Source organism: Melaminivora jejuensis (genome assembly GCF_017811175.1).
GTDB lineage: Bacteria > Pseudomonadota > Gammaproteobacteria > Burkholderiales > Burkholderiaceae_C > Melaminivora > Melaminivora jejuensis.
Genome location: NZ_JACWIJ010000002.1, coordinates 2,377,298 through 2,402,843 on the forward strand (window position 1 = coordinate 2,377,298; position 25,546 = coordinate 2,402,843).

Genomic DNA, 25,546 nt, shown 5'->3' on the forward strand with positions numbered 1-25,546 from the left:
GCTGGAGCGGGCGCATCCGGCCCTGCTTCGGGGCCGGATCGCCAGGGCCGGGCACTCAGCACAGGCGGCTGAGGCCCGGCTTTTTCCGTCTGCCCTGTCCGCCTCTCATCGCTTGCAAAGGATGCCCATGCACACCCAACCGCCCTGCCCCGTGGCTGGCTGGCCGCTCAAGGCCAGCGCATTGGCCGCCGCACTGCTGCTGGCCCAGGCAGCGCTGGCGCAGTCCAGCTCCGCACCGGCAGCAGCGGCGACCGGCACGCTGCCCGACATCACCATCCGCAGCACCTTGCTGCAGTCGTCTGCCGAGCACACGCCGGCTTCGGTCACGGTGCTCGATGGCGAGCGCCTGCAGGATCGCCAGTGGCAGGTCAACCTGTCCGAGGCCCTGGCCGGCACGCCCGGCCTGCTGCTGCAAAACCGCCAGAACTACGCGCAGGACTTGCAGCTGTCCATCCGCGGGCACGGCGCGCGCTCCACCTTTGGCGTGCGCGGCATCCAGGTCTTCGTCGATGGCCTGCCGGCCACCATGCCGGACGGCCAGGGCCAGACCAACCACATCGACCTGTCCGCGCTGGAGCGCATCGAGGTGCTGCGCGGGCCGTACTCGGCGCTGTACGGCAACGCCTCGGGTGGTGTCATCAACGCCTACACCGAGCGCGGCCAAGGCCAGCCCAGCGTGCAGGGCAGCTTTGCCGTCGGCAGCAATGGCCAGAAGCGCCTGGGCCTCAAGGCCCAGGGCGAAGCTGGCGGCGTGGGCTACGTGGTCAGCGCCAGCCGCTTCCTGACCGACGGCTGGCGCGTCCACAGCGGCGCCGACAAGAACCTGTTCAATGCCCGGCTGGACACCAGCCCCGGGGCCGACAGCCAGCTCACCGTGGTCGCCAACCACGTCAACATCGACGCGCAGGACGCCGGCGGCCTGACCCCGCAGGAGTGGCAACTCGACCCGCGCAGCACCGCCGCCGGGCCGCTGCAGTTCAACATGCGCAAGTCCATGCGCCAGACGCAGACCGGCCTGACCTACGAGCGCCAGCTCGGCGGCGGCACTGCCGTGCGCGCCATGGTCTATGGCGGCAGCCGGCGCATCACGCAGTACCAATCCATCCCGGTGGCGGCGCAAAAGCCGCCCACCAGCGCCGGCGGCGTGATCGACATGGGGCGCGACTACGGCGGCCTGGACTTGCGCTGGGCGCACAACGCCCAGCCGCAGACCGGCGAAGTCGGCGTGATCGTGGGCCTGGCAGCCAACGTGGTGCAGGAAGACCGCCAGGGCTACAACAACCACGCCGGCGAGCTGCTGGGCATCAAGGGCGCGCTGCGCCGCGACGAGCGCAACACCCTGAGCAACCTCGACCCCTACGCGCAGGCCAGCTGGGCCTTCGCGCCGCAGTGGCAACTGGACGCCGGCGTGCGCTGGAGCCGGGTGCGCTTCAAGTCGCGCGACCACTACATCGCTCCGGGCAACGGCGACGACAGCGGCGAGGCGCGCTACCGCCGCCTGCTGCCGGTGCTGTCGCTGCAGCACGCCTGGGATGCCCGCACGCAGTGGTACGCCTCCATCGGCGGCGGCCTGGAGACGCCCACGTTCAACGAGATTTCCTACCGTCCGGCAGGCCTGCCGGGGCTGAACTTCGGCCTGCAGCCGGCCACCTCGACCAGCGCCGAGATCGGCCTGCGCCAGCGCCTGGCGGGCGACGGCCTGCGCGGCGACTGGTCGGCGGCGCTGTTCCACACGCGCACCAGCAACGAGATCGTGCCGGCGGAAAACGCCGGCGGGCGCACCTCCTACCAGAACGCTGGACGCACGCGGCGCCAGGGCCTGGAGCTGGGCGCCGGGCTGTGGCTGACGCGCACGCTGCGCCTGGATGCCGCGCTGACCGTGCTGGACGCCAAGCTGCGCGCGGGCTTTTGCGATGCCAAGGGCGTGTGCGTGCCAGCGGGCCGGCGCATTGCCGGCACGGCGCAGCGCCAGGCTGCGCTGGCGCTGGACTGGCGCCCGGACAGCGCCTGGCGCTTCGGGCTGGACTGGCGCCACGTCGGCAGCATCGCCGCCAACGACAGCAACAGTGTGCTGGCGCCGTCCTACGCTGTGCTGGCCGCCAGCGCCGGCCACACCCTGCACCTGGGCGCCTGGAAGCTCGACACCTTTGCCCGCATCGACAACCTGGCCGACCGGCGCTACGTCGGCTCGGTCATCGTCAACGAAGGCAATGGCCGCTACTACGAGGGCGCGCCGGGGCGCCAGTGGATGGTCGGGCTGAATCTGACGCACCAGTTCTGAGAGCGTAAACACGCTCTGAGGGCCAGCCCTTGCACCTTCTCAAGGCGCTGCGGCGAATCAGCCGCTGGCGCACCTGCGGGCGGTGGTGCGTCCAGGGTGGTGCAAGTGCCGGCGCACAGCGCACAGCCTTCAAGGATCGCGAATGGCCCCGGGCCGGGCATCAATATTGATTTGATAGCTGCCAACGCTTGTCCAGCAAGGGCTGGAGGCGTTTTTCTTGTAAAACAAACCACTGAGGAGACCACAACATGAACCATCATCTCGCCTGGCGCTGGCGCCTGCCCCTGGCCGCCGCAGCAGCACTGCTCGCCGGCTGCGCCCAGACCGGCAGCGGCGCCGCTGCCGATACCACCGACCCGGCAGCGCTGGTCAACCAGCTCGAAGCCACCACCGGCAAGTTCGCCGGCCAGCGCCGCTCGGGCGCCAAGGGCATTTGCGCCGCTGGCGAATTCATCGGCAGCGCCCAGGCCAGGGCGCTGTCGAGCGCCTCGGCCTTCAGCGGCCAGCCAGTGCCGGTGCTGGCGCGCTTTTCCGTGGTCGGCGCCAACCCCAAGGCGCCCGACAACACCCGCAGCCAGCGCAACATGGCGCTGCAGTTCGACCTGCCGGCAGGCGAGCAGTGGCAGATGGGCAACATCTCCAGCCCGGTCTTTGGCGCGGCCACGCCGGCGCAGTTCCTGGGGCGGCTGGCATCGCTGCAGCCCAACCCGGCCACCGGCAAGCCCGATGCGGCACGCGCCAAGGCCTTTGCCGATGCCAACCCCGAGGTGCTGCTGCAAGGCAAGTACCTGGCGGCCCAGCCCGTGCCGGCCAGCTTCGCCAGCATCAACTACTGGGGCGTCCACGGCTTTGGCTTCGTCAACGCGCAAGGGCAGACCACCTGGGGCAAGTGGCTGTTCGAGCCGGTGGGCGGCGTACAGGGCCTGGACGAGGCCCAGGCCAAGGCCCGTGGCGGCGACTTTCTGTTTGCCGACCTGCGCGAGCGCGTGCGCCAGGGCCAGGTGGCCTTCGACTTCAACCTGGAGCTGGCCGAAGCCGGCGACCGCATCGACAGCCCCGTGGTGCCGCTGCCCGCCGGACGGCGCAAGGTCAACCTGGGGCGCCTGAAGATCACCTCCGTCTCCGCCGACAGCGCAGGCGCCGGCCCCTGCACGGCGCTGACCTTCGTGCCGCTGGTGCTGCCGCGCGGCGTGGTGGCCTCGGCTGATCCCATGCTGGCGGCCCGCTCGGCGCCCTATGCCATCTCGCAGAGCCGCCGCCTGGGTGAGCCAGGCGGCCAATAGCCAATTGCAATAGCCACTCGCATCGGCAGTGGCACAACCGCTCCAGCAACAACGGCCCGGCGCATCACTGCGCCGGGCCGATGCACCTTGCCGGCAGCCAGCGACCGGCGCCAGGTTCACTGCTGCTCGCGGCGCTCCTCCAGATAGGTGCGGATGGCCCAGACGGCCTCCTGGCTCAACGTGCCCTCAAAGGGCGGCATATAGACGCGCCCGTCGCGCGTGCGGCCCCGGCGCACGGTGCCAGCGTAGTAGTCGTCCATTTCCTGGAAACAAACCTTTTTCTTGGCAGCGTCGGCGTAGCCGGAGCATTCCTCGTCGAACTTGCGCAAATCCGGCGCAATGCCGCCCGACACTGCCTCCAGGCCGTGGCAGCGCGCGCAGTTTTGGTTGTAGGCCGAGCTGCCGATGCGCAGCGCCTCCTTGTGCCCCTCGCCGCTGCTGTAGGGGTTGGCCTCCAGCCACTTGGCGCCGAGCTGGGGCAGCGAGGACGTGTCAACAGCCTGGGGCACGACATCACCGTGCGCCAGCGCCGCCGTACTCAGGCAGGCGGCAGCGGCGCACAGCAGCAAGCTGCGTGCAAGGCGAGGCGGAAAGAATCGGGGCATGGGCGTCTCCTGGATCAGTGTTTGAAAGGGGATGGCCTTGCCAAGCAATATGCGGGCCACTCCCGCAGGCCAGCGCCGCGCGCCGGCTGTCCAGTGCCCGCCAGATACACCGCAGGTGTTGCACGCTGGAGCACTTTGTCGCCTGCGAGACAGTCGGCGCGTTTCTTGCTACAAAACCGCACATGCCCGCGCCGCAGCAGCGGCACAAGACCACAAGCCAAAGCCTTGGCAACAGGAGACGACATGCACAACCACCCTCTGGAGCGCTCCGATGGCCCGCCGCAGGACAGCCCCCTGATCGACAAGGCGCATTCGCGCTCACAGTCCTATGGCGTCACGCTGGACGAAAAGCCCGACTACACGCGCGTCAGCCGGGGCGAGCTGAGTGCTGCGCTGGAAGAAAACCGCTTCCTGTTCCAGCACGCCGTGCCCATCATGGAGACGCTGTACGAGCAGATCGCCAACACCCACAGCATGGTCGTGCTGACCTCGGCGCAGGGCCTGGTGCTGCACTCCAAGGGCGACAGCGACTTCCTGGAAAAAGCCTCCAGCGTGGCGCTGCTGCCGGGCATCGACTGGTCTGAGCAGACGCGCGGCACCAATGCCATCGGCACCGCCCTGACCGAGCAGGAGGCCATCACGGTACACGGCGCGCAGCACTACATGCAGGCCAACCAGAGCCTGACGTGCTCATGCGCGCCGATCTTTGCCCCACAAGGCCAGCTCATCGGCGCACTGGATGTCAGCGGCGACCACCGCAGCTACCACCAGCACACGCTGGCGCTGGTGCGCATGTCGGCGCAGATGATCGAAAACCAGATGTTCGCCGCCAGCTTTCCCAAGGCCGTGCGGCTGCACTTCCACTCGCGCCCGGAGTTCCTGGGCACGCTGGTCGAGGGCATCGCCGTGTTCACGCCCGAGGGGCGCTTCATCTCGGCCAACCGCAGCGCGCAATTCCAGTTCGGGCTGTCGGTCAACGCGCTGCAGGCGCACACCTTTTCCTCGCTGTTCGACCTGCCCATGTCGGCGCTGTTCGAGCTGTTCGCCGGCCCCAGCCCGGCGCCGCGCCAGTTGTGCCTGCACAACGGCGTGAATGTGTGGTGCCGCACCGAGATCCGCCCCGCCGGGCCGTGGGCGGCGCCGCTGGTCGCGCCCATCGCCAGCAGCGCCGAGGCCGCCCCGCCGGCACCGCCGCGTACCGCCCCGCCAGCGCGCCGGCCCCATCTGTCGTCGCTGCAGTACCTGGATACGGGCGACGAGCAACTCGCCGGCGTCATCGCCAAGCTGCGCAAGGTGATCGACCGCGACATCCCGGTCATGATCCTGGGCGAGACCGGCACCGGCAAGGACTTGCTGGCGCAGGCCTTCCACCACGATTCGGCGCGCGCGCGCCAGCCCTTCGTCGCCGTCAACTGCGCCTCCATCCCCGACACGCTGATCGAGGCCGAGCTGTTCGGCTACGAGGAAGGCGCCTTCACCGGCGCGCGCAAAAAGGGCGCCATGGGCAAGATCCAGCAGGCCCACGGCGGCACGCTGTTTCTCGACGAGATCGGCGACATGCCGCGCCACCTGCAGGCGCGGCTGCTGCGCGTGCTGCAGGAGCGGCGCATCAGCCCGCTGGGCGCAGGCAAGGAGATCGAGGTCGATGTCAAGGTCATCAGCGCCACGCACAAGAACCTCAAGGAGCTGATCGCCCGGGGCGAATTCCGCGAAGACCTGTACTACCGCCTCAACGGCCTGGTAGTGCGCCTGCCGGCGCTGCGCGAGCGCAGCGACTTCGAGGCCGTGGCACGCAAGGTGCTGAAAACCCTGTGCGAGAACTGCACCAGGGTGCGCATCGACCCCGGCGTCATGGAACTGCTGTCGCACTACCACTGGCCGGGCAACGTGCGCCAGTTGCACAACCTGCTGCGCACTGCCTGCGCCATGGTCGATGAGGACTGCACCATCCGCATGGAGCACCTGCCCGACGACTTCTTCGACGAGCTGCGCCCGCCCCAGGCGCCGTCGCCCACCGTGCGCCTGGCGCTGGGGACGACCGACGCTGCCCTGGTGCCAGCCGTGGGCACCCCGCCCACCAGCGCCTGGCCCGATGACCCTGCCGAGGACGGCCAGAGCCTGCAGGACGTGACGCTGCAGGCCATGGCACAGATGTTGCGCCAGCACCGGGGCAACGTCTCGGCGGCAGCCAAGGCGCTGGGGGTGTCGCGCAACACCATCTATCGCAAGAAAAACCTGCTGCCGCCCGACCTGCTCGACTGACCCGGCCGATCCGCCCGGGCCACCCCACCCGGAAAGGATTTGCCATGCAAGACACCCGCTACGACCGTCTCTCCGTTGTGCTGCACTGGCTGATGGCCGCGCTGCTGCTGGCCCAGCTCGCCCTGGGCATCTGGATGACCGGCCTGCCCAAGGACGGCAGCGGCGTGCGCGCCTGGTGGTTCAACCAGCACAAGTCGCTGGGCATGGTGCTGGGCCTGCTGGTGCTGCTGCGCCTGGCCTGGGCGCTGCTGCGCCCGCGCGTGCCGCCCCTGGCTCAGGGCGCAGCGCGCCAGCGCTTGGCCAGCGGCGCGCACCGGCTGCTGTACGCACTGATGCTGCTGGTGCCACTGGCGGGCTTTCTGGGCTCGGTCTTCTCGGGCTACCCGATCCGCTTCTACGGCCTGCTCTTGCCGCAGTGGAGCGGGCGCTGGGATGCTGCCAAAGCGCTGATGGCCGGCGTGCATCACTGGTCGGCCTGGGCGCTGCTGGCGCTGGCCGTGCTGCACGTGGCGGCCACCGCGCACCATCAGCTCGTGCTGCGCGACGGCGCATTGCGGCGGATGCGCTGAAGGCCGCAGGGCCGGGGCGCGGCGGCTGCTCCGGAACTGAGCAATCCGCGCCCGCCCGGGCGCTCCACATTTGAACGCCTGGCCCACGGCCCGGCGGGCCAGCGCCGCTGCGGCCACGCCAATCCCCCGCCAGGCCAGCAGCAACAGCGCCAGGACGCCAGCGGCACCGGTGGCACGCCTCTTGCTCAGGACAGGCCGGGCACCCCGTCCGATACAACACAAGGAGCACCTCATCATGACCCCTGATTCCACACGCCCCATGCGCCTGGGCCTGAGCGCATTGTTCGTCGCCCTGTCCGCCGCTTTCGCACTGCCGGCACAGGCCGCCAACGTCAAGCCGGTGAGCTGGGAGGACATCGCCAACGACCACAAGACCACCGGCGACGTGCTCAGCTACGGACTGGGCCTGACGGCGCAGCGCTACAGCCCGGCCAAGGCGCTCAATACCGCCAACGTCGCCGGCCTGGTGCCCGTGTGGAGCTACTCCTTCGGTGGCGAGAAGCAGCGCGGCCAGGAGGCCCAGGCGCTGATCCACGACGGCGTGATGTACGTGACCGCCTCGTACTCGCGCTTCGTGGCGCTGGACGCGCGCAGCGGCAAGCGCCTGTGGACGTATGAGCACCGCCTGCCCGAGGACATCCGCCCGTGCTGCGACGTGGTCAACCGCGGCCCCGCCATCTACGGCGACAAGGTCTATTTCGGCACACTGGACGCGCGCATCGTGGCGCTGGATCGCAACACCGGCAAGGTGGTCTGGAACGAGAAGTTCGGCGACCACAAGGTCGGCTACACCATGACCGGCGCGCCCTTCATCATCAAGGATCAAAAGACCGGCAAGGTGCTGCTGGTGCATGGCTCCTCGGGCGACGAGTTCGGCGTGGTCGGCTGGCTGTACGCGCGCGACCCGGAGACCGGCAAGGAAGTGTGGGCGCGCCCCATGGTGGAGGGCCACGTGGGCCGCCTCAACGGCCAACCCAGCACGCCCACGGGCGACCCGAAGGCCCCGAGCTGGCCCGACGACCCGAACAGCCCCACCGGCAAGGTCGAGGCCTGGAGCCAGGGCGGCGGCGCGCCGTGGCAGACGCCCTCCTTCGACATCGAGACCAACACCATCGTCGTGGGCACCGGCAACCCGGCGCCCTGGAACACCTGGAAGCGCACCGCCAAGGGCGACGATCCGCGCAACTGGCCCAGCCTGTACACCTCGGGCCAGGCCTACGTCGATCCGACCACGGGCGACCTCAAGGGCTTTTTCTCGCACACGCCCAACGACGCCTGGGATTTCTCCGGCAACAACTCGGTGCTGCTGTTCGACTACAAAGATCCCAAGAGCGGCAAGACCATCAAGGCCTCGGCGCACGCCGACCGCAATGGCTTCTTCTTCCTGACCGACCGCGAAAAGCTTGCCAAGGCGGACGGTGGCCATCCCTGGAAGCAAAACGCCATCATCGGCGCCTATCCGTTCGTTGATGGCATCACTTGGGCCAAGGGCTTCGACCTCAAGACCGGCCTGCCCATCGAGAACAACAACCGCCCGCCCGAGCCCAAGCCCGGCGAGGAAAAGGGCGAGAGCATCTTCGTCTCGCCCCCGTTCCTGGGCGGCACCAACTGGATGCCCATGAGCTACAGCCCCGACTCGGGCCTGTTCTACATCCCGGCCAACCACTGGGCCATGGACTACTGGTCCGAGCAGATCACCTACAAGCCCGGCGCGGCCTACCTGGGCCAGGGCTTCCGCATCAAGAAACTCTATGACGACCACGTCGGCACCCTGCGCGCCATCAACCCGCAGACCGGCAAGATCGTCTGGGAGCACAAGGAGGAGTTCCCGCTGTGGGCCGGCACGCTGACCACCGCCGGCGGCCTGCTCATCACCGGCACCTCCGACGGTTTCGTCAAGGCCTTCGACAACAAGAGCGGCAAGGAACTGTGGAAATTCCAGACCGGCTCGGGCGTGGTCTCGGTGCCCGTGACCTGGGAGATGGACGGCGAGCAGTACCTGGCCATCCAGTCCGGCTACGGCGGCGCCGTGCCGCTGTGGGGCGGCGACATGGCCGAGCTGACCAAGCAGGTCTCGCAAGGCGGCTCGATGTGGGTCTTCAAACTGCCCAAGGCGCAGAAAGTCGCGGGCAAGTAAGCCCCGACCCCGGACTTCGACCCGCCCTCTCCCGCCTGCGCGGGAGAGGGCACCCCTGCCAGCCCCACCCTGGAGCCACCCATGAATCCCCTCACCCGCCTGGCCCTGGCCAGCGCCGCCTGTCTGGCATGGGCTGGCAGCGTCCATGCCCAGCCCACAGACGCCGCACCGCCCGCCGAAACCGCAGCCGCCGGACAGCCCCTGGTGGTCAACGGCTGCCCGATCTGGCCCTACACCCGCTGCCCCGGCGCCGACCTGCGCCACGCCAGCTTGGTCGGCAAGAACCTGGCCGGCGCCGATCTGCGCGGGGCCAATCTGACGCGCGCCGACCTGCGCGGCGCCAACCTGTCGGCAGCCAACCTGGACGGCGCCGACCTGACCGGCGCGCGCCTGACCAAGGCCTCGGCGGCCAACACCGATTTCAGGAACGCCCGCTTCATCGGCACCGACCTGGAGGCCACGCGGCTGATGCGCTCGGATTTTTCCGGCGCCGAATTTCGCGGCGCCAACCTGGAGATGGCGCGGCTGAACCATGCCTGGTTCGTCGGCACGCGCTTCATCGGCAGCAACCTGCAGGAAAGCAAGTTCGTCGCCACCAACCTGAAGGACGCCTTCTTCGAGGGCAACTTCACGCGCTACACCATATTCACCGAGTCGGCCATGGACGAATGCCGGGGCTGCCATCCGGACTGGAGGTAAGGCCATGCAGCAGTACACACGCATTTCCATCCAGGCCCGGGCGCGCTCGGGCCTGGCTGCCCTGGCACTGCTGGCAGTCGGGGTGCTGGTCGGCGCTGCCGCCCACGCCATCGAGCGCGTGGCCCCGCAGGTGGATGCCTCGGCGCTGCCCGAGCAGGCCCGCACCTGGGCCGAGCCCAACCCGCTGCGCGGCAACGAGGCGGCCATCGCCCTGGGACGCAGCGCCTTCAACCAAAGCTGCGCGCGCTGCCACGGCGAGGATGCCAACGGCTCGCGCTCGCCGGCGCCCGACCTGCGCCGCCTGGGCCTGGGCTGCCGGCGCATCCAGGATGCGGCGCTGCGCCAGCGCTGCATGGGCGATGCCGATGCCTTCTTCATCCATTCGGTGCGCTATGGCAAGCAAAAATTCGGCATCGTCCACATGCCGCCGTGGGAAGGTGTGATCGGCCCGGACGTGGCCTGGGCGCTGCGCAGCTTCATTGAAAGCAACCCATTGCGCTGATTAATGCTTTCTTATTGATAGCTGCTAACGCTTGCCCGGCAAGGGTTTCAGCCACTTTTCATCATTTTTCATCCAATGCCTGGATGGCGCTGCGCACGCTGGCACGCAGCGCCTGCAGCATCTGCGCCTCATGGCCCAGATGGCCGCTGGCCGGCAACGTACACGCCGCCGGCGCCCCCGGCCCGCCCCCATGGCCGCCCAGCGGCGGCTGGCCTGGGGTGGGCAGATCGCATCGAAGCGGCCATGCAGCCACTGCACCGGCGTACCAGACTGCGCCAGCGCCAGCACGGCGGCATCCAGCCCGCCCGGGCGCATGAAGCCACGGCGGCGCAGGTAATGCGCCTGCAGCCGGTACTTCACCCACAGCCGGCGATCTGCCGGCGTGGCCCGCGCCAGGCGCAGCCCGGCCAGCGCTCGGCGGCGCTGGCGCGCCAGCGCCTTCCATGCTGGCCGGCGCGCGGCCAGCTCCGCACCCCTGGCGTGGCGCAGGCTGCGCCGCAGGCCGTGCAGGGCATCGCGCAGCTCGCGCAGCGCCCAGCCGCGCTGGGCGTGCAGCCGTGGAGCAGCCGGTGTTGCGCTTCGGAGCAATTGCTCCAGCCGCGCCAGCAGCGCGGGTAGCGGCATAGCCGCGCGGGCCGGCCAGAGTGCCGCGCCGCCAGGCAGGCGCCAGCGTGTGGCGCGCACCTCCAGCAAGCCGCCGACCTCCCGGCGCGTCAGCCCGAAGGCACCGCGCAGCACTAGGCGCTGCACGCGCTGCGGGTACTGGCGCGCATAGGCCAGCGCCACCACCGTGCCCCAGGAGCCAGCCAGCAACGCCCAGCGCTGCAGGCCGAGCTGCCGGCGCAGCGCTTCCAGATCAGCCACCAGCGCCTGCAGGTGGTTACCCGGCACGCGCCCATGCGGGCGCGAGGCGCCGGCGCCGCGCTGATCGACGGCAATCACCCGCTGGCGGCGCAGGTCGAACGGCGCCAGCATCCCCGGCTGGCAGCCGCTGCCCGGCCCGCCATGCAGCAGCAGCCAGGGCTCGCCGGCAGGCGCGCCCACGTCGCGCCAGGCGACGCGGTGCAGATGGCTGCGCGGCAGATGGCGCGGCGCTGGCCAGGAGGGTGTGGTGGCATCGTTCTTGCATGTCATGGTTCGTGCCTGCGCTGGAGCCGGTGTCAGCTGTCTTCATCCAGGGCACACACATGATCCGTGCCACATCAATTTTTTCAGGAGACTGCCATGCAATGGAACACCCCCGCCTTCACCGACCTGCGCTTCGGCTTTGAAATCACCATGTACATCGCCAACCGCTGACCACTGGCGGCTGGCCGAGAAAGCGGCCCCAGTGCAACGCCCGGTGCCCATGCCCGGGTGTTGCCAGCCGCAACCCCGACCCCTCTTTCCCCATCTTCAGCCATGCAACTCCGTGTCCTGGGCTCTTCCGCCGGCGGCGGCTTTCCGCAGTGGAACTGCAACTGCCCGCAATGCGACGGCGTGCGCCAAGGCCGCGTGCGCGCCACGCCGCGCACCCAGTCCTCGGTGGCCGTCAGCGCCGATGGCCGCGACTGGCTGCTGATCAATGCCTCGCCCGACATCCTGACGCAAATCCGTGCCACTGCACAGCTGCAGCCGGCGCGCGCCTTGCGCGACAGCGGCATTGCCGCCGTGCTGCTGATGGACGCGCAGATCGACCACACCGCCGGCCTGCTCATGCTGCGCGAGCGCCGCAGCCCGCTGCCGCTGCTGGCCACGCGCGAAGTCCTGGCCGAACTCGAAGACAGCCTGCCTCTGACCCGCGTGCTGTCGCACTACTGCGGCGTCGCGCCCCATGTCCTGCCATTGGACGGCAGCCGCTTCAGCGTGCCCGGCCTGCCGGGCGTGGTGGTGCAGGCGCTGGCGCTGTCGTCCAGCCCGCCGCCGTACTCGCCGCACCGCAGCGCGCCGCGCCCGGGCGACAACATCGGCGTGCTGCTGCACAACCCGGCCACGGGCGCGCGCATCTTCTACGCCCCGGCCTGGGCGCGCTCACGCCTGAACTGCTGGAGCTGCTGGCCAGCTGCAGCGCCGTGCTGGTCGATGGCACCTTCTGGAGCGCCGACGAAATGCAGCGCCTGGGCCTGGGCACGCGCAGCGCGGCCGACATGGGCCACCTGCCGCAAAGCGGCCCGGGCGGAATGCTCGAACACCTGGCGCGCCTGCCCGCCAGCGTGCGCAAGGTGCTGATCCACATCAACAACACCAACCCCATCCTGATCGAAGACGGCGCCGAGCGCGCCGCCCTTGCGGCCTGCGGCGTCGAAGTGGCGCACGACGGCATGACCATCGAGTTCTGAAGCCGAAAGACCCGCCGCCATGAGCATGGACATCGCCACCGAGCCGGCCCCGCCCGCCGACCTGCCAGCCTGGAGCCCCGAGGAGTTCGAGGCCCGGCTGCGCGACAAGGGCGCGGCCTACCACATCCACCACCCCTTCAACCAGCGCCTGAACTCCGGCGCCTGCACGCCCCAGCAGGTGCGCTGCTGGGTGGCCAACCGCTTCTATTACCAGATCTGCATCCCGCGCAAGGACGCCGCCATCCTGGCCAACATGCCCGAGCGCGCCGAGCGCCGGCTGTGGATCACGCGCATCCTCGACCACGACGGCCACGGCGAACACCAGGGAGCTGCCGCCGGCGGCATCGAGGCCTGGACGCGCCTGGGCCAGGCCGTGGGCATTGAGCGCGAGGAGCTGTGGTCGCTGCGCCGCGTCGTGCCCGGCGTGCGCTTTGCCTGCGACGCCTACGTCAACTTTGCCGCCCGCGCGCCCTGGCAGGAGGCCGTGTGCTCGTCGCTGACCGAGATGTTCGCGCCGCAGATCCACAAGGATCGCCTGGCCACCTGGCCGCTGCACTATCCGTGGATAGACCCGCAGGGCTTGGCGTACTTTCGCTCGCGCATCCCGCTGGCCAGCCGCGATGTCGAGCACGGCCTGCGCGTGACGCTGGCGCATTTCACGACCCGCGCGGCGCAGCAGCGCGCGCTGGACATCCTGCACTTCAAGCTCGACATCCTGTGGAGCATGCTCGACGCCATCGAAAAGGCCTGCCATGAGCCAGCCTGACGCCGCCTTCCCCGACCTGGCCGAAGCGCCCGCCCTGCCGCGCCTGTCGCGCCGCCTGCGCCTGCAGTACGAGCCGGCCCAGGGCCGCTGGGTGCTGCTGTACCCCGAGGGCATGGTGCAGCTCAACGACAGCGCCGCCGAGATACTGCGCCGCTGCGATGGCCGCCACACCGTGGCCGAGATCGTCGGCGAGCTGGAGGTGCTGTTCGAGACGCGCGGCATTGCCGCGCAGGTGCAGTCGCTGATCGAGGAGGGCACGCGCCGTGGCTGGCTCGACTGAAGGCCCGGCGCCGCCGCTGTGGCTGCTGGCCGAGCTGACCTACCGCTGTCCGCTGCACTGCGTGTTTTGCTACAACCCGACGCGCTACACGCGCGCCGGCCCCGAGCTGAGCACCGCCCAATGGGTCGATGTCATGCGCCAGGCGCGCGCCCTGGGGGCGGCGCAGCTGGGCTTTTCCGGCGGCGAACCCCTGCTGCGCGGCGACCTGGAGGAGCTGGTGCAGGAAGCCCGCCAGCTGGGCTACTACACCAACCTGATCACCTCCGGCGTCGGCCTGAGCGCGGCACGCGCGCGCCGCCTCAAGGACGCCGGGCTGGATCATGTGCAGCTGTCGTTCCAGGACAGCACGCGCGAGCTCAACGACTTCCTGAGCCACACGCGTACCTTCGAGCTCAAGCAGAAAGTGGCGCGCACCATCAAGGAGCACGACTGGCCGATGGTCATGAACTGCGTGCTGCACCGCCACAACCTGCCGCACGTGGGCACCATCATCGAAATGGCGCTGGCGCTGCAGGCCGAGTACCTGGAGCTGGCCAACGTGCAGTACTACGGCTGGGCCTGGCTCAACCGCGACCAGCTCATGCCCACGCGCGAGCAGCTGCGCGAGGCCGAGGCCGTGGTGCAGTCCTGGCGCGAGCGCATCGGCAGCCGCTGCCGGCTGCTGTTTGTCGTGCCCGATTACTTCGAGGAGCGCCCCAAGGCCTGCATGAACGGCTGGGGTTCGGTGTTCCTGAGCATCGCCCCGGACGGCCTGGCCATGCCCTGCCACAACGCGCGCGACCTGCCCGGCCTGGCCCTACCCCACGTCGCCGAGCACAGCATTGCCGACATCTGGCAGCGCAGCCAGGCCTTCAACGCCTACCGGGGCGAGCACTGGATGCACGAGCCCTGCCGCAGCTGCGACGAGCGCCACAAGGACTTCGGCGGCTGCCGCTGCCAGGCTTTCTTGCTCACCGGCGACGCCGCCGCCACCGACCCGGTGTGCGCCAAGTCGCCGGCGCACGGCCAGATCGTCCAGCTGGTGCGCGACGCCCCGGCGCGCCGGCACATCCCGCTGGTGTTTCGCAGCGACGCCCAGTCGCGCGCCCTCGGATGAGCCCCCGCAGTTGCAGGGGCGCAGGCCATCCAGCCGCAGCGCTTTTATGGCCAAAAACGGCTCAAACCCTTGCTGGGCAAGCGCTGCCAGCTATCAAAAAAATCTCCATCCACCTCTGCTTGCTGGCCCTGCCCGGCCTGGCTTGGGCGACCGCCGGATCCGCCCCACCCGACCCGCCCCCCAGCCCGGCGCCGCAGCTGGCGGCGCTGCTCCCCAGGCAGCGCCCCCGGCTGCCCCGTCCCCGCTGGACATGGCGCTGCTGGCCGGCACCTGCTTTGCCTGCCACGGCGCGCAAGGCGCGGCGCCGCCGGCTGCCGCCCAGGCCATGCCGCGCCTGCAGGGCCGGCCAGCCGCTGAGCTGCTGCAGCGGATGCAGGCCCTGCGCCGTGGCCAGGTGGCGCAGGCCAGCGTCATGCCGCTGCTGCTGCAGGGCTACGACGAGGCGCAGTTGCAGGCGCTGGCGCAGTGGTTTGCCCAGTCACCGCCCACCCAGGAATGCGGCACCAGCGAGCCGCAGCCAAGGCCCGCAATGCCGCCGCAAGCCCCTTGAAACGCCTCCTTGAAACGCCTTTTTGCAACACTCCCTTGAAACGCCAGCCGTGAGCCTGCTCCCCGCCCCGTCCCCAGCCCCACTGTCGCGCCGCCGCCTGCTGGCGCGCGCCCTGCCGGTCGCTGCCGGCCTGGCGCTGCCGGCACTGGTGCGCGCACACGCCGCCAGCGCCCGGGTGGTCGTGGTCGGCGGCGGCTTCGGCGGCGCCAGCGCTGCGCGCTACCTGCGCCAGTACGCTCCTGACGTACAGGTCACGCTGGTCGAGCCGGCGCAGCGGTTCTTCACCTGCCCGTTTTCCAACCATGTGCTGGCCGGTCTGCGCACGCTGGACAGCATCGGCCACGGCTACGACGGCCTGCGCTGCGCCGGCGTGCAGGTGCTGCATACCCGGGCGCTGCAGGTCGATGCCGACACGCGCACGCTGCGCCTGGAGGGCGCCCAGGCGCTGCCCTGGGATCGGCTGGTGCTGTCGCCTGGCGTCGATCTGCGCTGGGACGCGCTCGAAGGCTACGGCCAGGCCGCCGCCGCCCTGGCGCCGCACGCCTGGAAGGCGGGCGAGCAGACGCTGCTGCTGCAGCGCCAGCTGCAGGCCATGCGCGACGGCGGCACTTTCGTCATGGTCATCCCGGACAACCCCTACCGCTGCCCGCCCGGCCCCTACGAGCGTGCGGCGCTGGTGGCGCACTACCTGCACCGGCACAAGCCGCGCAGCAAGCTGCTACTGCTGGACGCCAAGAACAACTTCTCCAAAAAGGAGCTGTTCCTGCAGGGCTGGCAGCAGCTCTACGGCGACATGATCGAGTGGGTCGGCCTGGCGCAGGACGGCCAGGTGGTGCGCGTCGATGCGAAGGCGCTGGAGGTCGAGACCCTGTTCGGCACGCGCCACCGGGCCGACGTGCTCAACGTCATCCCACCCCAGCACGCCGGCGCGATCGCCCGCAGCGCCGGCGTGTGCGACGCCAGCGGCTGGGCGCCCGTGCGGGGCGAGAGCCTGGAGTCGCGCCTGGTGCCTGGCATCCATGTGCTGGGCGATGCGGCGCTGGCCGGCCCTATCCCGAAATCAGCCTTCGCGGCCAGCAACCAGGGCCGCGTGGTGGCCGCCGCCATTGCCGCCGAGCTGACCGGCCAGCCCGCGCCCACGGCCTGGTACGCCAACACCTGCTACAGCCTGCTGGGGCCGGGCTACGGCATCTCGGTCTCGGGGGTGTACCGCGCCAGCGCGGGCCAGATCGTCGCCCTGCCCCACGCCGTGGGCGCCAGCGCGCTGGACGGCAGCGCTGCGCTGCGTGCCGCCGAGGCGCGCAATGGCGCCGCCTGGTACGCCGCCATGAGCGCCGATATCTGGGGCACGCCACGTTGATTCAGGACAAAAACACCCTGTAGCCTTTGCTGCACAAGCGGTTGCAGCTACTGAAAAAATAGCAAAACAAAGTCTTGCGTGCGCTGCCAATCCTGCAGCGCACGGCTTGCGGCTCACGTCCGCCGCGGCGCGCTGCCGGGGGGCGCCGGCGGATGCGCTGCCCCAGCCCGCGCGCTGGCGACACAGGCCTCCCACAGGGCGCGCGCCGCTTGCGCCTGGAGCTGCTGCGCATCGTCCTCACGCGCGGCCTGCAGCAGCACCCGCGCAGCGCCCAGCAGCGTGCGCGGGTGCGCAGGCGCGGCGCGCGTGGGCCGGGCCATCATGGCCTGGTGGCCAGAACCCAGGCGGCCAGCAGCTTGACATCGCCAGCGCTCAGGCTGGGATGGGCCGGCATGGCGGCGCGGCCCCACTTGCCCTTGGAGCCCATCTGGATGGACTGGGCCAGCGAGGCCACGGCGTCCTTGTCGCTGGCGTACTTGTCCGCCACCGAGACAAAGGCCGGCCCGACGATTTTTTCCGCCGCCGAGTGGCAGCTGTAGCAGCCATTGGCCTTGGCCAGGTCAGCGGCTGCGGCCAGGTCGCCGGCAGCCGGCGTGGCCTGGGCGGCAGCGCCGGCCAGCAGCAAGCCGAGGGTGAGAAAGTGAACAGAACGCATGGCAGATACCGTGGAGTAAGGGGCAGAGGAAAAGGCCGCAAGGGACAACGGCGCCATCGATATGAGCAACATCCATGCCCGGGTGCTGCTGCACCCCGCACCCGGGCCGGGGAGCACTGTGCAACACGGTTGCGCCCGGCGCATGTGCTCCAGATTGACGCAGCCGCTGCGTCAACGCTGGGCGCGCTCCAACGCACGCCGCTCGTGGCCCGGATACCACTGCACCAGGCTGCGCTGCAGTTCGGCGGGCTGCGCGCCCCAGCGGGCAAAGCGCGCGGGCACCGGCGCGCGCAGCAACTCGCTCAGATCGATGCCGCGCCCGGCGCTGTCGGCCATCAGGCGCCCGAGCCACTGCAGCCAGTCGCGCGTCTGCGCCACCCCGGCCAGGCCGGCATGTACCGGCCCGTGGCTGGGCACGACCAGGGCAAAGCGCTGCTGCGCATGCCACTGCGCCAGCGTGTCCAGGCTGGCCAGCCAGGCGGCCGGGTCGGCGTGCGGCGTGCTCGGCACGCGCTCGGCAAACACCAGGCCGCCGGCAAACAGCACGCCGGTGCGCTCGTCCAGCACCACCAGATCGTCGCCGGTGTGCCCGTGCAGGCGCTGCAGCGTGAAGCGGTGGCGGCCCAGCTCCAGCGTGCCCGGCTGCAGCGGCTCGCGCGCCGGCGCCGCCTGGGTGCCGCGCATCCAGTCGCCGCAGACGCGGTAGAGGTTGTCCTCGTAGGCGGCGGCCTCGCGCTGCATCCCGGCAATGCTGCCGGGCAGCGCCGCCACGGGTGTGTCGGCCCAGGCCTGGTTGCCCAGGAAATAGTCCGGATGCAGGTTCAGGTTCAGCACCTGGCGCACCGGCTCGCCGGTGACGCGGGCGATGGCGCGGCGCTGCTGCTCGCCGTACAGGCGCGAGGGGCCGGTGTTGATGACCAGCACGCCATCGCCTGTGGCAATGAAGGCGGTATTGATGATGTTGCAGCCGTTGGCGCGCGAGAAATCGGCCACCTCGCCCTCGATGACCCAGGTGTTCTCGGCGATGCGGCGCGGCTGCAGACGGTAGTCCAGGCGCTGCGCGTCGGGGGGCGCAAAAGCGGCGGCTGCAGTGGCTTGCGCAGCAGCCGGGGCGGGTGTGCCAGCGCTGGCGGCAAGACCGGAGGCGGCGGCCAGCAGCACGGCAGCGGCACAGGTACGGCGGGCGGCACTCATGCACGCACCTCGGCATCGATGCGGTTGCCGTTGTTGTCCTGCCCTGTCAGGCGAAAGACCTGCGGCCCCTGCAGCGGCAGCTCGAAGGTCAGGAAGGGGTTTTCCGACACCGGCTCATGCAGCGCCAGCCGCCACCACGGCGCGCCGCCGGCATCGAGCAGTTGCAGCTGCTCGATGTAGAACGCCGGAATGCCGGCCACCAGGCCGGTGTCCATGGGGTGCATGACGCTCACGCGCAGGCGCCGGCTGCCCTCCAGGACGTTCCTGAAGATACGCGCCTGCACCTGATTGAGCGTGCTCTTCCACGAGCCGTCGAGGCGCGAGGCGCCCGAGACCGTGCAGCCCCCGCCCGGTGCCTGGGCCAGGGCGCTGCCGACGTGCCACACGCCATCCTCGGTCTGCGCCATGGCGCGCACCGGCGAGGCCTGCTCCAGCCGGATGCGAAACGCCAGCATGGGCAGAGCGCGCAGCGGCTCGAAGGCAAGCACCTCGCGCACCGGATTGCGATCGACCGCCACCAGGATGCGCTGGATCGGCGTGCCGGCAGCGGCCAGGGGCCGTGCATCGATCTGCAGCGGCACATTCATGGTGTCGTCGGCAAAGGCCGGCGTGTACACCTGCACGGCGTCGCTGAAGCGCACGCGCGCATCCGCGCCCAGGAACTGCTCGCGCAGCGTCGGCCATTGCAGCGAACCCAGCGGATCGCCGCCCGCGCGATCCGGCGCGCCAGCCTGCTGCGCGGCCCAGGCCTGTGGCGCCAGGCCCTCTCCTGCCCATCCTGCCAGCCCGCCCAATCCTGCCAGCAGCCAGCTTCTGCGATCTTGCATGTTGCACCTCCGGTCATAAGAAACAACGCTGGAGGCTGGCAAGCAAGGATCGGGCCGCTCAGCCCAGCAACTGCGGCAACTCCCGCATGTCGCGGATGATGTGGACGGCCCCGGCGGCGCGCAGCGCCTGCGGCGAGCCGTGGCCGCTGCCGCCCGGGCTGTAGCCGACCACCGCCGCACCGGCGGCCACGCCAGCGGTCACGCCGATGACCGTGTCCTCGACCACCAGGCAATGCTGCGGCGCCACGCCCACGGCAGCGGCGGCCGCCAGATAGACGTCGGGCGCGGGCTTGGTCGCCGCCAGCTCATGGCCGCTGAAAACGCGCCCGGCAAACAGCGGCGCCAGGCCGACCTGCGCCAGCTGCATCTCCACCTTGTGCCGATCGGCCCCGGAGGCGCAGGCGATGCGCCCGGCCAACAGGCCATGCACGGCCTGCACCGCCTCGACCGCGCCGGCAATCGGCTGCAGCTCGGCGGCCAGGCGCAGGTTGCGCCGTGCGTAGAACTCGGCCATCCAGGCGTCGGTCAGGGGCCGTCCGGTGCGCGCCTCGATCAGCGCGGCCTCGCTGCGCACGGTCTTGCCGATGAAGGTGGCCATGCACTCCTCGGGCGTGATCGGCCAGCCGGCTTCGTTCAACATGGCGCACAGCACGCCGTTGGTGATGGGTTCGCTGTCCACCAGCACGCCGTCGCAGTCGAACAGCACGGCCTGCCAGCGCCCGAGGGTCTGGGTATTCATGAGGGATTCCTTTCAAACAGATTGCGCACATTGCCCAGGACGCACCGGCGTCGCCGGCTGGCATCACAGGCCGGCGCGCAGGCTGTCCGGCGCATCGTGCAGCAGCGTGTCGCACTGCGGGCTGTGGACGACGCTGCGGTCGCGCCCCAGGCGCTTGGCGCAGTACAGGGCGGCGTCGGCGCGCTGGAACAAGACCTGCGCCGCATCGCGGCCCTCGGGCTGACCCTGCTGGGCGGCAGCCATGGCCGGCGCCGACACGCTGGCCACGCCGATGCTGATGGTGACGATGGCGTCGGCGCTGACCGTCGGCGCGTGCTCGATGGCCAGCGCGCGCACGGCCAGGCGCAGCCGCTCGGCCACGGCCAGGGCTTCGTACTCGTCGATGCCGGGCAGCAGCACGGCGAACTCCTCGCCGCCATAGCGCGCCACCATGTCGCCAGCGCGCTGCACGCCGGCGGCCAGCGCCTGCGCCACGCTTTGCAGGCAGCGGTCGCCGGCGCCGTGGCCATAGTGGTCGTTGAAGGCCTTGAAGTAGTCCACATCCAGCATCAGCAGCGCCAGCGGCGCGCCGCTGCGCAGTGCGCGCGCCCACTCCTGCGCCACGTGCTCGTCCAGCGCCAGGCGGTTGGCCAGCCGGGTCAGCGGGTCGATGCGCACCTGCGCCTCCAGCGCCGCGCGGTAGCGTTCGAGCTGCTCCTCGACCTGGCGGCGCTCGGTGATGTCCTGGATGGTGCCGGTCATGCAGCTGGGCGCCCGGTCATGGGCCTGGCCGAACTCGCCGTACACCTCGACCCAGCGCAGCGGCAGCCCACCTGCCGGGCAGATGCGGTATTGCAGGCGCAGCGCGCTGCGCTCGGACATGGCCTGGCCGTGTACCTGCAGGATGTGCTGGCGATCCTGCGGGTGCAGCAGTGCCATCCACTCCTTGAGCGTCATGCGCGCGTGCTCGGGCTGGCCGAAGATGGCATTGGCCATGCCGGACATGAAAAAGCGCCGCTGCGCCGGGTCGTAGGCAAAGTAGCCCAGGCTGGCGGCGCGCTGGGCGCTCTCCAGCCAGCGCATGTTGCGCTGCAGCCGCTCCTTGAGGATGCGCTCGCGCCGCCAGGCGCGCCACTGCCACAGCAGCACCAGGCTGCCCAGCAGCAGCAGCGCCGCGCTGACGAACACCGTCAGCGACAGCCAATCGCCCTGGCGGGCGTCGGCAAAGGCCTCGGCCCGGTCGATCTTGGACAGCAGCAGCCAGTCGCTGGCCGGCACACCGCTGGCCGTGGCCAGCACCTGCCGGCCCCGGTAGTCGCTGCTGTACAGCGCACCGCGCGCGCCGCGTACGGCCAGCACTGCGGCATCGCTGGCAGCGTCCAGGGGCAGGCGCCGCACCAGGGCCGCATCATCGTCCTCGCGCAGCGGACTCAGAAACAGCACCTCATCGCCCTGGCGCTGCACCAGCAGGGATTCCGCCGTGGTGCGGCTGCCGCCCGGCCAGGCCTCCAGCAGCGGGTACAGCGTGCTGCGCGCATCCAGCACCAGCCACACGGCGCCCACGGCCTGCACGCCGTCGAACAGTGGCGCCAGCAAGCCGTAGTGCGGGAAGGCAAAGCTCTCGTCGCGCCGCAGCCCGTCGGCCACGGCCTGGCCGCGTGCCAGCGCCAGCGCCAGCGTCTGCTGCTGCGCCGGCGCCAGCTCACCCACGGCCCGGCCCTGCGGCGCCAGCAGCAGCCGGCCCTGGGTGTCGAGCAAATAGGCATCGGCGTACTGCATGTACTCCACCAGGCCGCGCAGGCGGTCGCGCAGCCGCGCCTCGCGCTCGGGCGTGGGCGCCTCGCGCCAGCGCGCCACGGCCAGGCCCAGCACGGCATCCTCGCTCAGGGCTTCGGCCTCGCCCAGGCGGCGCTGGCGCCAGTTGGCCACGCTGCGCGTCTGCAACTGGTTGATGGCCAGCAGCCCGCCCTCGATGACGTGGTGGTAGCGCTGCTCGCGCTCCAGGTACAGCGCCCGTCCGCCCCACAGCGCCAGCGCCAGCAAGGCCAGCAGCGCCAGCGGCCCCAGGCGCCCGGCACGCAACAGCGCACCCAGGCGTGAGCGTGCAGCAGGGGAGCGAAGCAGGGGCATGGGAGCGGACGAGGGGGTATCTGGCGACCGGGCGCTACCATTGTCGCTGCCTGCTCCCGGATTGACCATGACAGAAATTGTCAACCCTTTTTCTCATGTTTCTGGCCCTTTGCTGGTGCCAGCCAGTACCCGCCGCGCCTGGCTGGCGCAGGCTGCAGCGCTGGCCGGTCTGCCCGCCGCCCTGGGTGCTGCCGGGGCTGCGGATGCACCGCCCGCCCGGGGCAGCCGGCGCCCGCCGGTGCTCAACCTGTCGCTGGAGCCCGACAGCCTGGATCCGACCATGGCGCCTTCGGCTGCCGTGGCGGAGGTGGTGCATGGCAATGTGCTGGAGGGGCTGACGCGCATCGAGGAAAGCGGCAGCGTCACCGGCCTGCTGGCCCAGTCCTGGGACATGGATGGGGGCGGGCGTGGCTACACGTTGCGCCTGCGCCAGGGGGTGCGCTTCCACGATGGCAGTGCGCTGGACAGCGCCGCCGTGCGCTTTTCCTTCGAGCGCGCGGCAGCGCCAGGCTCGACCAACAAGGCGCGGCGCGCGCTGTTCGACAACATCGCCCACATCGCCACGCCTGATGCGCACAGCGTGGCGCTGACGCTGCACCACGCGGACGTACACCTGCCGTTCCGGCTGGGCGAGGCCACGGCGGCCATCGTGCACCCGGCCAGCGCTGGCCAGTTGGCGCAGGCGCCGGTGGGCACCGGCCCCTACCAGGTGGTGCAGCGCCGGCGCGGCCACAGCATCACGCTCGGGCGCGCCCCACAGGCGCGTGCGGCGCGCCAGGTGCGCCTGGACGGCGCGGTGTTTCGCTTCATCCACGAGCCGGCCGAGCGCGAGGCGGCGCTGCGCGCCGGCACGGTCGATCTGTTTTTCCAGTTCGCCACCAGCACCGTGCGGCGCTTTCAGGACGATGTGCGCTACCAGGTGCTGCTGGGCAGCTCCAGCGGCAAGGGCATGTTGGCGCTGAATCAGCGCCGCGCACCGCTGAACGATGTGCGCGTGCGCCGCGCCATCACGCACGCCATCGACCGCGAGGGCTTCATCCAGCGCGCGCTGGACGGGCACGGCACGGCCATCGGCAGCCACTTCGCGCCCACCGACCCCGGCTTCCTGCACCTGGACAGCCTGTACCCGCACGACCCGCAGCGCGCCCGGGCGCTACTGCGCGAGGCCGGCGTGGCCACGCCACTGCGCCTGACGCTGGCGCTGCCGCCGGCGCCCTACGCGCACTCAGGCGGCAGCGTGCTGGCCGAATACCTGGCCGCTGCCGGCATCCAGGCCGAGCTGCAGAAACTGTCCTGGCAGGAATGGCTGTCCGGGCCGTTTCGCGGCCAGTTCGACATGACGCTGATCAACCACGTCGAGCCGCTGGACTACCTGATCTATACCGATCCCGAGTACTACTTCGGCTACGACAGCCCGGCCTTTCGCACGCTGGCGCGCGAATACGCGCAGGCCACGGCGGCGCGCCAGCGCCAGCAGCTGTTCGCCCGGCTGCAGCGCCACCTGGCGCACGACGCCGTCAACGCCTGGATCTTCAACCCCAGCATCGTGACCGTGGTGCGCAAGGGCCTGCGCGGCGCCTGGATGAACTACCCCATCTTTGCCCACGACATCGGCGCGATGTGGTGGGATTGAAGCACTGAGCTACTTTATTGATAGCTGGCAGCGCTTGCTGGACAAGGCTTTTTGGCAGATTTCACCTCAAAATGTCGCCATCCACGTAGTACCAGCGCCCGTCCGCCGCGCGCACGAAGCGGCTGCGCTCGTGCAGGCGCCAGGCGCGGCCGCCTGCACCGCGCTGGCGGTCGACGAATTCGACTTCGGCATGGCCTGGCTGCGCCGTCCAGTGGCCGCGCACCTGCAGGCCCAGCCAGCGCACACCCGGCTCGAAGTCGATGCGCGCAGGCCGGCGCGAGGCGTGCCAGGTGGCCAGCAGATAGTCGGCCCGCTGGCGCACGAAGGCGCTGTAGCGCGAGCGCATCAGGCTCTCGGCGTCCGGCGCGGGGGCGGCGTCGAAGTGCTCGACGTAGCGGCCGCAGCACGCGCCCCAGGCCAGCGCCCGGCCTGCCGCGCCCTGGCGGCCACAGGGGCAGGGCTGGGCGGCTGTGGACGCGGGCGACACCATCAGGCCAGGGCGCGGGCGATGATGATTTTCTGCACGTCGCTGGTGCCCTCGTAGATCTGGCACACGCGCACGTCGCGGTAGATGCGCTCGACCGGGAAGTCGGCCACCACGCCATAGCCGCCCAGCGTCTGGATGGCGGCGCTGCACACGCGCTCGGCCATCTCGCTGGCGAACAGCTTGGCCATGGCGGCCTCCTTCAGGCAGGGCCGGCCCGCGTCGCGCAGGCTGGCGGCGTGCCAGATGAGCTGGCGCGCCGCCTCGATCTGCGTGGCGCACTCGGCCAGGCGAAAGCCCACCGCCTGGTGCTGGAAGATGGGCTGGCCGAAGGCCTCGCGCTCCTTGGAATACTGCAGGGCGAATTCGAAGGCCGCGCGCGCCATGCCCACGCTTTGCGCGGCAATGCCGATGCGCCCGCCCTCCAGCGCCGACAGGGCGATGCGGTAGCCCTCGCCCTCGGCGCCGATCAGGTTGGCCGCCGGGATGCGGCAGTCGTCGAAGTTGATCTGCGCCGTGTCGCTGCTGTGCTGGCCCAGCTTGTCCTCCAGCCGCGCAACTTGGTAGCCCGGCGCATCGGTGGGCACCAGGAAGGCGCTCATGCCGCGCTTTCCGGCGGCCTTGTCGGTCACGGCAATCACGATGGCCACCTGGCCGTTCTTGCCGCTGGTGATGAACTGCTTGACGCCGTTGATGACGTACTCGTTGCCCTCGCGCGCTGCCGTGGTGCGAAGCGCCGAGGCGTCCGAGCCGACATGCGGCTCGGTCAGGCAAAACGCCCCCAGCATCTCGCCGCGCGCCAAGGGGCTGAGCCATTGGCGCTTTTGCGCCTCGCTGCCATAGCGCATCAGGATGGCGTTGACCGGGCAGTTGGTGACGCTGATCGCCGTGCTGGTGCCGCCGTCGCCGGCAGCGATTTCTTCGAGCACCAGCGCCAGGCTGACGTAGTCCAGGCCGGCGCCGTCCCACTCCTCGGGCACGCAAATGCCATATGCGCCCAGCTCGGCCAGGCCGCGATGCACATCGTGCGGAAAGGTGTGCTCGCGATCCCACTGGGCGGCGTGCGGGGCGATGCGCTCCTGCACGAAGGCACGCACGGCGTCGCGGATCATTTCCTGGTCTTGAGTCAGCAGCATGTCTTGGAATGGTTGAATATGAATGAAAAAGGCCTGCAGCCCTTGCCAGTCAAGCGCTGGC

The 25,546-nt window shown here is 70.4% G+C and carries 25 protein-coding genes and 1 pseudogene; 16 read left to right on the top strand and 10 right to left on the bottom strand.

Translation table 11 applies throughout. The features are described from left to right. Window positions 1-127: 127 nt before the first annotated feature. On the top strand, window positions 128-2,281 hold the full coding sequence (locus tag IDM45_RS11235) for a TonB-dependent receptor (protein WP_209422919.1): 2,154 nt from the start codon (window positions 128-130) through the stop codon (window positions 2,279-2,281). Between the two features lie 248 nt (window positions 2,282-2,529). Then, complete coding sequence (locus IDM45_RS11240) at window positions 2,530-3,564, top strand: catalase family peroxidase (protein WP_209422920.1); 1,035 nt, start codon at window positions 2,530-2,532, stop codon at window positions 3,562-3,564. Between the two features lie 116 nt (window positions 3,565-3,680). Here IDM45_RS11240 and pedF read toward each other — a convergent pair whose 3' ends face one another. After that, entirely contained in the window at window positions 3,681-4,169 is a 489-nt protein-coding gene (gene pedF, locus IDM45_RS11245; protein WP_209422921.1) for a cytochrome c-550 PedF, read from the bottom strand. Between the two features lie 243 nt (window positions 4,170-4,412). Between pedF and IDM45_RS11250 the strand changes: the two genes are divergently transcribed. From IDM45_RS11250 to IDM45_RS11270, 5 genes are all read left to right on the top strand, one after another. Then, window positions 4,413-6,431, top strand: a complete 2,019-nt coding sequence (locus IDM45_RS11250; protein ID WP_209422922.1) for a sigma-54-dependent Fis family transcriptional regulator — start codon at window positions 4,413-4,415, stop codon at window positions 6,429-6,431. 44 nt (window positions 6,432-6,475) lie between these two features. Beyond that, window positions 6,476-7,000, top strand: a complete 525-nt coding sequence (locus IDM45_RS11255) for a cytochrome b (RefSeq protein ID WP_209422923.1) — start codon at window positions 6,476-6,478, stop codon at window positions 6,998-7,000. 235 nt (window positions 7,001-7,235) lie between these two features. Next, entirely contained in the window at window positions 7,236-9,137 is a 1,902-nt protein-coding gene (locus IDM45_RS11260; protein WP_209422924.1) for a methanol/ethanol family PQQ-dependent dehydrogenase, read from the top strand. 81 nt (window positions 9,138-9,218) lie between these two features. Further along, window positions 9,219-9,836 carry a pentapeptide repeat-containing protein gene (locus tag IDM45_RS11265; RefSeq protein ID WP_209422925.1) on the top strand — a complete coding sequence of 206 codons (618 nt, stop codon included), beginning with the start codon at window positions 9,219-9,221 and terminating at the stop codon, window positions 9,834-9,836. 4 nt (window positions 9,837-9,840) lie between these two features. Then, window positions 9,841-10,338 (top strand): c-type cytochrome, encoded by a 498-nt coding sequence (locus tag IDM45_RS11270; RefSeq protein WP_209422926.1) that lies wholly within the window; start codon window positions 9,841-9,843, stop codon window positions 10,336-10,338. 24 nt (window positions 10,339-10,362) lie between these two features. Here IDM45_RS11270 and IDM45_RS11275 read toward each other — a convergent pair whose 3' ends face one another. Then, window positions 10,363-11,472: an alpha/beta fold hydrolase gene (locus IDM45_RS11275; RefSeq protein WP_209422927.1), complete on the bottom strand. Its 1,110-nt coding sequence runs from the start codon at window positions 11,470-11,472 to the stop codon at window positions 10,363-10,365. Window positions 11,473-11,562: 90 nt separating this feature from the next. Here IDM45_RS11275 and pqqA point away from each other — a divergent pair, with 90 nt between their 5' ends. The 8 genes and pseudogenes from pqqA (at window position 11,563) to IDM45_RS11310 (ending at window position 16,708) form a co-directional block, all read left to right on the top strand. Continuing rightward, window positions 11,563-11,637, top strand: coding sequence for a pyrroloquinoline quinone precursor peptide PqqA (pqqA, locus tag IDM45_RS11280; RefSeq protein ID WP_209424094.1), 75 nt, complete (start codon window positions 11,563-11,565; stop codon window positions 11,635-11,637). 102 nt (window positions 11,638-11,739) lie between these two features. Next, window positions 11,740-12,494: pseudogene (gene pqqB / locus IDM45_RS11285) on the top strand (pyrroloquinoline quinone biosynthesis protein PqqB); the annotation flags it as partial. 3 nt (window positions 12,495-12,497) lie between these two features. Further along, window positions 12,498-12,656, top strand: coding sequence for a hypothetical protein (locus IDM45_RS18265; RefSeq protein ID WP_411828441.1), 159 nt, complete (start codon window positions 12,498-12,500; stop codon window positions 12,654-12,656). A gap of 25 nt (window positions 12,657-12,681) precedes the next feature. Further along, on the top strand, window positions 12,682-13,422 hold the full coding sequence (gene pqqC, locus IDM45_RS11290) for a pyrroloquinoline-quinone synthase PqqC (RefSeq protein WP_408631675.1): 741 nt from the start codon (window positions 12,682-12,684) through the stop codon (window positions 13,420-13,422). Next, window positions 13,409-13,702 carry a pyrroloquinoline quinone biosynthesis peptide chaperone PqqD gene (gene pqqD, locus IDM45_RS11295; RefSeq protein ID WP_209422929.1) on the top strand — a complete coding sequence of 98 codons (294 nt, stop codon included), beginning with the start codon at window positions 13,409-13,411 and terminating at the stop codon, window positions 13,700-13,702. The genes pqqC and pqqD overlap by 14 nt, the downstream gene beginning before the upstream one ends. Beyond that, window positions 13,686-14,798, top strand: a complete 1,113-nt coding sequence (gene pqqE, locus IDM45_RS11300; protein ID WP_209422930.1) for a pyrroloquinoline quinone biosynthesis protein PqqE — start codon at window positions 13,686-13,688, stop codon at window positions 14,796-14,798. The genes pqqD and pqqE overlap by 17 nt, the downstream gene beginning before the upstream one ends. A 250-nt stretch (window positions 14,799-15,048) precedes the next feature. Continuing rightward, on the top strand, window positions 15,049-15,348 hold the full coding sequence (locus IDM45_RS11305; protein ID WP_209422931.1) for a c-type cytochrome: 300 nt from the start codon (window positions 15,049-15,051) through the stop codon (window positions 15,346-15,348). Window positions 15,349-15,397: 49 nt separating this feature from the next. Then, window positions 15,398-16,708: an NAD(P)/FAD-dependent oxidoreductase gene (locus IDM45_RS11310; protein ID WP_232654004.1), complete on the top strand. Its 1,311-nt coding sequence runs from the start codon at window positions 15,398-15,400 to the stop codon at window positions 16,706-16,708. A 113-nt stretch (window positions 16,709-16,821) separates the two neighbouring features. On the opposite strand, the gene IDM45_RS11315 is transcribed toward IDM45_RS11310, so the two are convergent. The 6 genes from IDM45_RS11315 to IDM45_RS11340 all read right to left on the bottom strand — a co-directional run bounded on the left by IDM45_RS11315 (window position 16,822) and on the right by IDM45_RS11340 (window position 22,232). Further along, complete coding sequence (locus IDM45_RS11315) at window positions 16,822-17,031, bottom strand: hypothetical protein (RefSeq protein ID WP_209422932.1); 210 nt, start codon at window positions 17,029-17,031, stop codon at window positions 16,822-16,824. Continuing rightward, window positions 17,028-17,363 (bottom strand): c-type cytochrome, encoded by a 336-nt coding sequence (locus tag IDM45_RS11320; RefSeq protein WP_209422933.1) that lies wholly within the window; start codon window positions 17,361-17,363, stop codon window positions 17,028-17,030. The genes IDM45_RS11315 and IDM45_RS11320 overlap by 4 nt, the downstream gene beginning before the upstream one ends. A gap of 171 nt (window positions 17,364-17,534) precedes the next feature. Further along, complete coding sequence (locus tag IDM45_RS11325) at window positions 17,535-18,557, bottom strand: quinoprotein relay system zinc metallohydrolase 1 (RefSeq protein ID WP_209422934.1); 1,023 nt, start codon at window positions 18,555-18,557, stop codon at window positions 17,535-17,537. Beyond that, window positions 18,554-19,384 (bottom strand): quinoprotein dehydrogenase-associated SoxYZ-like carrier, encoded by an 831-nt coding sequence (locus IDM45_RS11330; protein WP_209422935.1) that lies wholly within the window; start codon window positions 19,382-19,384, stop codon window positions 18,554-18,556. Before IDM45_RS11330 ends, IDM45_RS11325 begins: the two co-directional genes overlap by 4 nt. 58 nt (window positions 19,385-19,442) lie before the next feature. Further along, on the bottom strand, window positions 19,443-20,123 hold the full coding sequence (locus tag IDM45_RS11335; protein WP_209422936.1) for an HAD family hydrolase: 681 nt from the start codon (window positions 20,121-20,123) through the stop codon (window positions 19,443-19,445). Window positions 20,124-20,186: 63 nt separating this feature from the next. Continuing rightward, complete coding sequence (locus IDM45_RS11340; RefSeq protein ID WP_209422937.1) at window positions 20,187-22,232, bottom strand: sensor domain-containing diguanylate cyclase; 2,046 nt, start codon at window positions 22,230-22,232, stop codon at window positions 20,187-20,189. A 115-nt stretch (window positions 22,233-22,347) separates the two neighbouring features. On the opposite strand from IDM45_RS11340, the gene IDM45_RS11345 reads away from it, so the two are divergent. Next, complete coding sequence (locus IDM45_RS11345) at window positions 22,348-23,865, top strand: ABC transporter substrate-binding protein (RefSeq protein WP_232654003.1); 1,518 nt, start codon at window positions 22,348-22,350, stop codon at window positions 23,863-23,865. Between the two features lie 61 nt (window positions 23,866-23,926). On the opposite strand, the gene IDM45_RS11350 is transcribed toward IDM45_RS11345, so the two are convergent. After that, a complete protein-coding gene (locus IDM45_RS11350; protein WP_209422939.1) occupies window positions 23,927-24,355 on the bottom strand; it encodes a YchJ family protein in 429 nt (142 codons plus the stop codon). After that, entirely contained in the window at window positions 24,355-25,485 is a 1,131-nt protein-coding gene (locus IDM45_RS11355) for an acyl-CoA dehydrogenase family protein (protein WP_209422940.1), read from the bottom strand. Before IDM45_RS11355 ends, IDM45_RS11350 begins: the two co-directional genes overlap by 1 nt. Window positions 25,486-25,546 lie beyond the last annotated feature (61 nt).

Excerpts from the sequence above, each read along its gene's own strand:
- IDM45_RS11235 (WP_209422919.1), top strand. The coding sequence starts at position 128 with ATGCACACCCAACCGCCCTGCCCCGTGGCTGGCTGGCCGCTCAAGGCC.
- IDM45_RS11240 (WP_209422920.1), top strand. The coding sequence starts at position 2,530 with ATGAACCATCATCTCGCCTGGCGCTGGCGCCTGCCCCTGGCCGCCGCA.
- pedF (WP_209422921.1), bottom strand. The coding sequence starts at position 4,169 with ATGCCCCGATTCTTTCCGCCTCGCCTTGCACGCAGCTTGCTGCTGTGC.
- IDM45_RS11250 (WP_209422922.1), top strand. The coding sequence starts at position 4,413 with ATGCACAACCACCCTCTGGAGCGCTCCGATGGCCCGCCGCAGGACAGC.
- IDM45_RS11255 (WP_209422923.1), top strand. The coding sequence starts at position 6,476 with ATGCAAGACACCCGCTACGACCGTCTCTCCGTTGTGCTGCACTGGCTG.
- IDM45_RS11260 (WP_209422924.1), top strand. The coding sequence starts at position 7,236 with ATGACCCCTGATTCCACACGCCCCATGCGCCTGGGCCTGAGCGCATTG.
- IDM45_RS11265 (WP_209422925.1), top strand. The coding sequence starts at position 9,219 with ATGAATCCCCTCACCCGCCTGGCCCTGGCCAGCGCCGCCTGTCTGGCA.
- IDM45_RS11270 (WP_209422926.1), top strand. The coding sequence starts at position 9,841 with ATGCAGCAGTACACACGCATTTCCATCCAGGCCCGGGCGCGCTCGGGC.
- IDM45_RS11275 (WP_209422927.1), bottom strand. The coding sequence starts at position 11,472 with ATGACATGCAAGAACGATGCCACCACACCCTCCTGGCCAGCGCCGCGC.
- IDM45_RS18265 (WP_411828441.1), top strand. The coding sequence starts at position 12,498 with ATGCTCGAACACCTGGCGCGCCTGCCCGCCAGCGTGCGCAAGGTGCTG.
- pqqC (WP_408631675.1), top strand. The coding sequence starts at position 12,682 with ATGGACATCGCCACCGAGCCGGCCCCGCCCGCCGACCTGCCAGCCTGG.
- pqqD (WP_209422929.1), top strand. The coding sequence starts at position 13,409 with ATGAGCCAGCCTGACGCCGCCTTCCCCGACCTGGCCGAAGCGCCCGCC.
- IDM45_RS11305 (WP_209422931.1), top strand. The coding sequence starts at position 15,049 with ATGGCGCTGCTGGCCGGCACCTGCTTTGCCTGCCACGGCGCGCAAGGC.
- IDM45_RS11315 (WP_209422932.1), bottom strand. The coding sequence starts at position 17,031 with ATGATGGCCCGGCCCACGCGCGCCGCGCCTGCGCACCCGCGCACGCTG.
- IDM45_RS11320 (WP_209422933.1), bottom strand. The coding sequence starts at position 17,363 with ATGCGTTCTGTTCACTTTCTCACCCTCGGCTTGCTGCTGGCCGGCGCT.
- IDM45_RS11325 (WP_209422934.1), bottom strand. The coding sequence starts at position 18,557 with ATGAGTGCCGCCCGCCGTACCTGTGCCGCTGCCGTGCTGCTGGCCGCC.
- IDM45_RS11330 (WP_209422935.1), bottom strand. The coding sequence starts at position 19,384 with ATGCAAGATCGCAGAAGCTGGCTGCTGGCAGGATTGGGCGGGCTGGCA.
- IDM45_RS11335 (WP_209422936.1), bottom strand. The coding sequence starts at position 20,123 with ATGAATACCCAGACCCTCGGGCGCTGGCAGGCCGTGCTGTTCGACTGC.
- IDM45_RS11340 (WP_209422937.1), bottom strand. The coding sequence starts at position 22,232 with ATGCCCCTGCTTCGCTCCCCTGCTGCACGCTCACGCCTGGGTGCGCTG.
- IDM45_RS11350 (WP_209422939.1), bottom strand. The coding sequence starts at position 24,355 with ATGGTGTCGCCCGCGTCCACAGCCGCCCAGCCCTGCCCCTGTGGCCGC.
- IDM45_RS11355 (WP_209422940.1), bottom strand. The coding sequence starts at position 25,485 with ATGCTGCTGACTCAAGACCAGGAAATGATCCGCGACGCCGTGCGTGCC.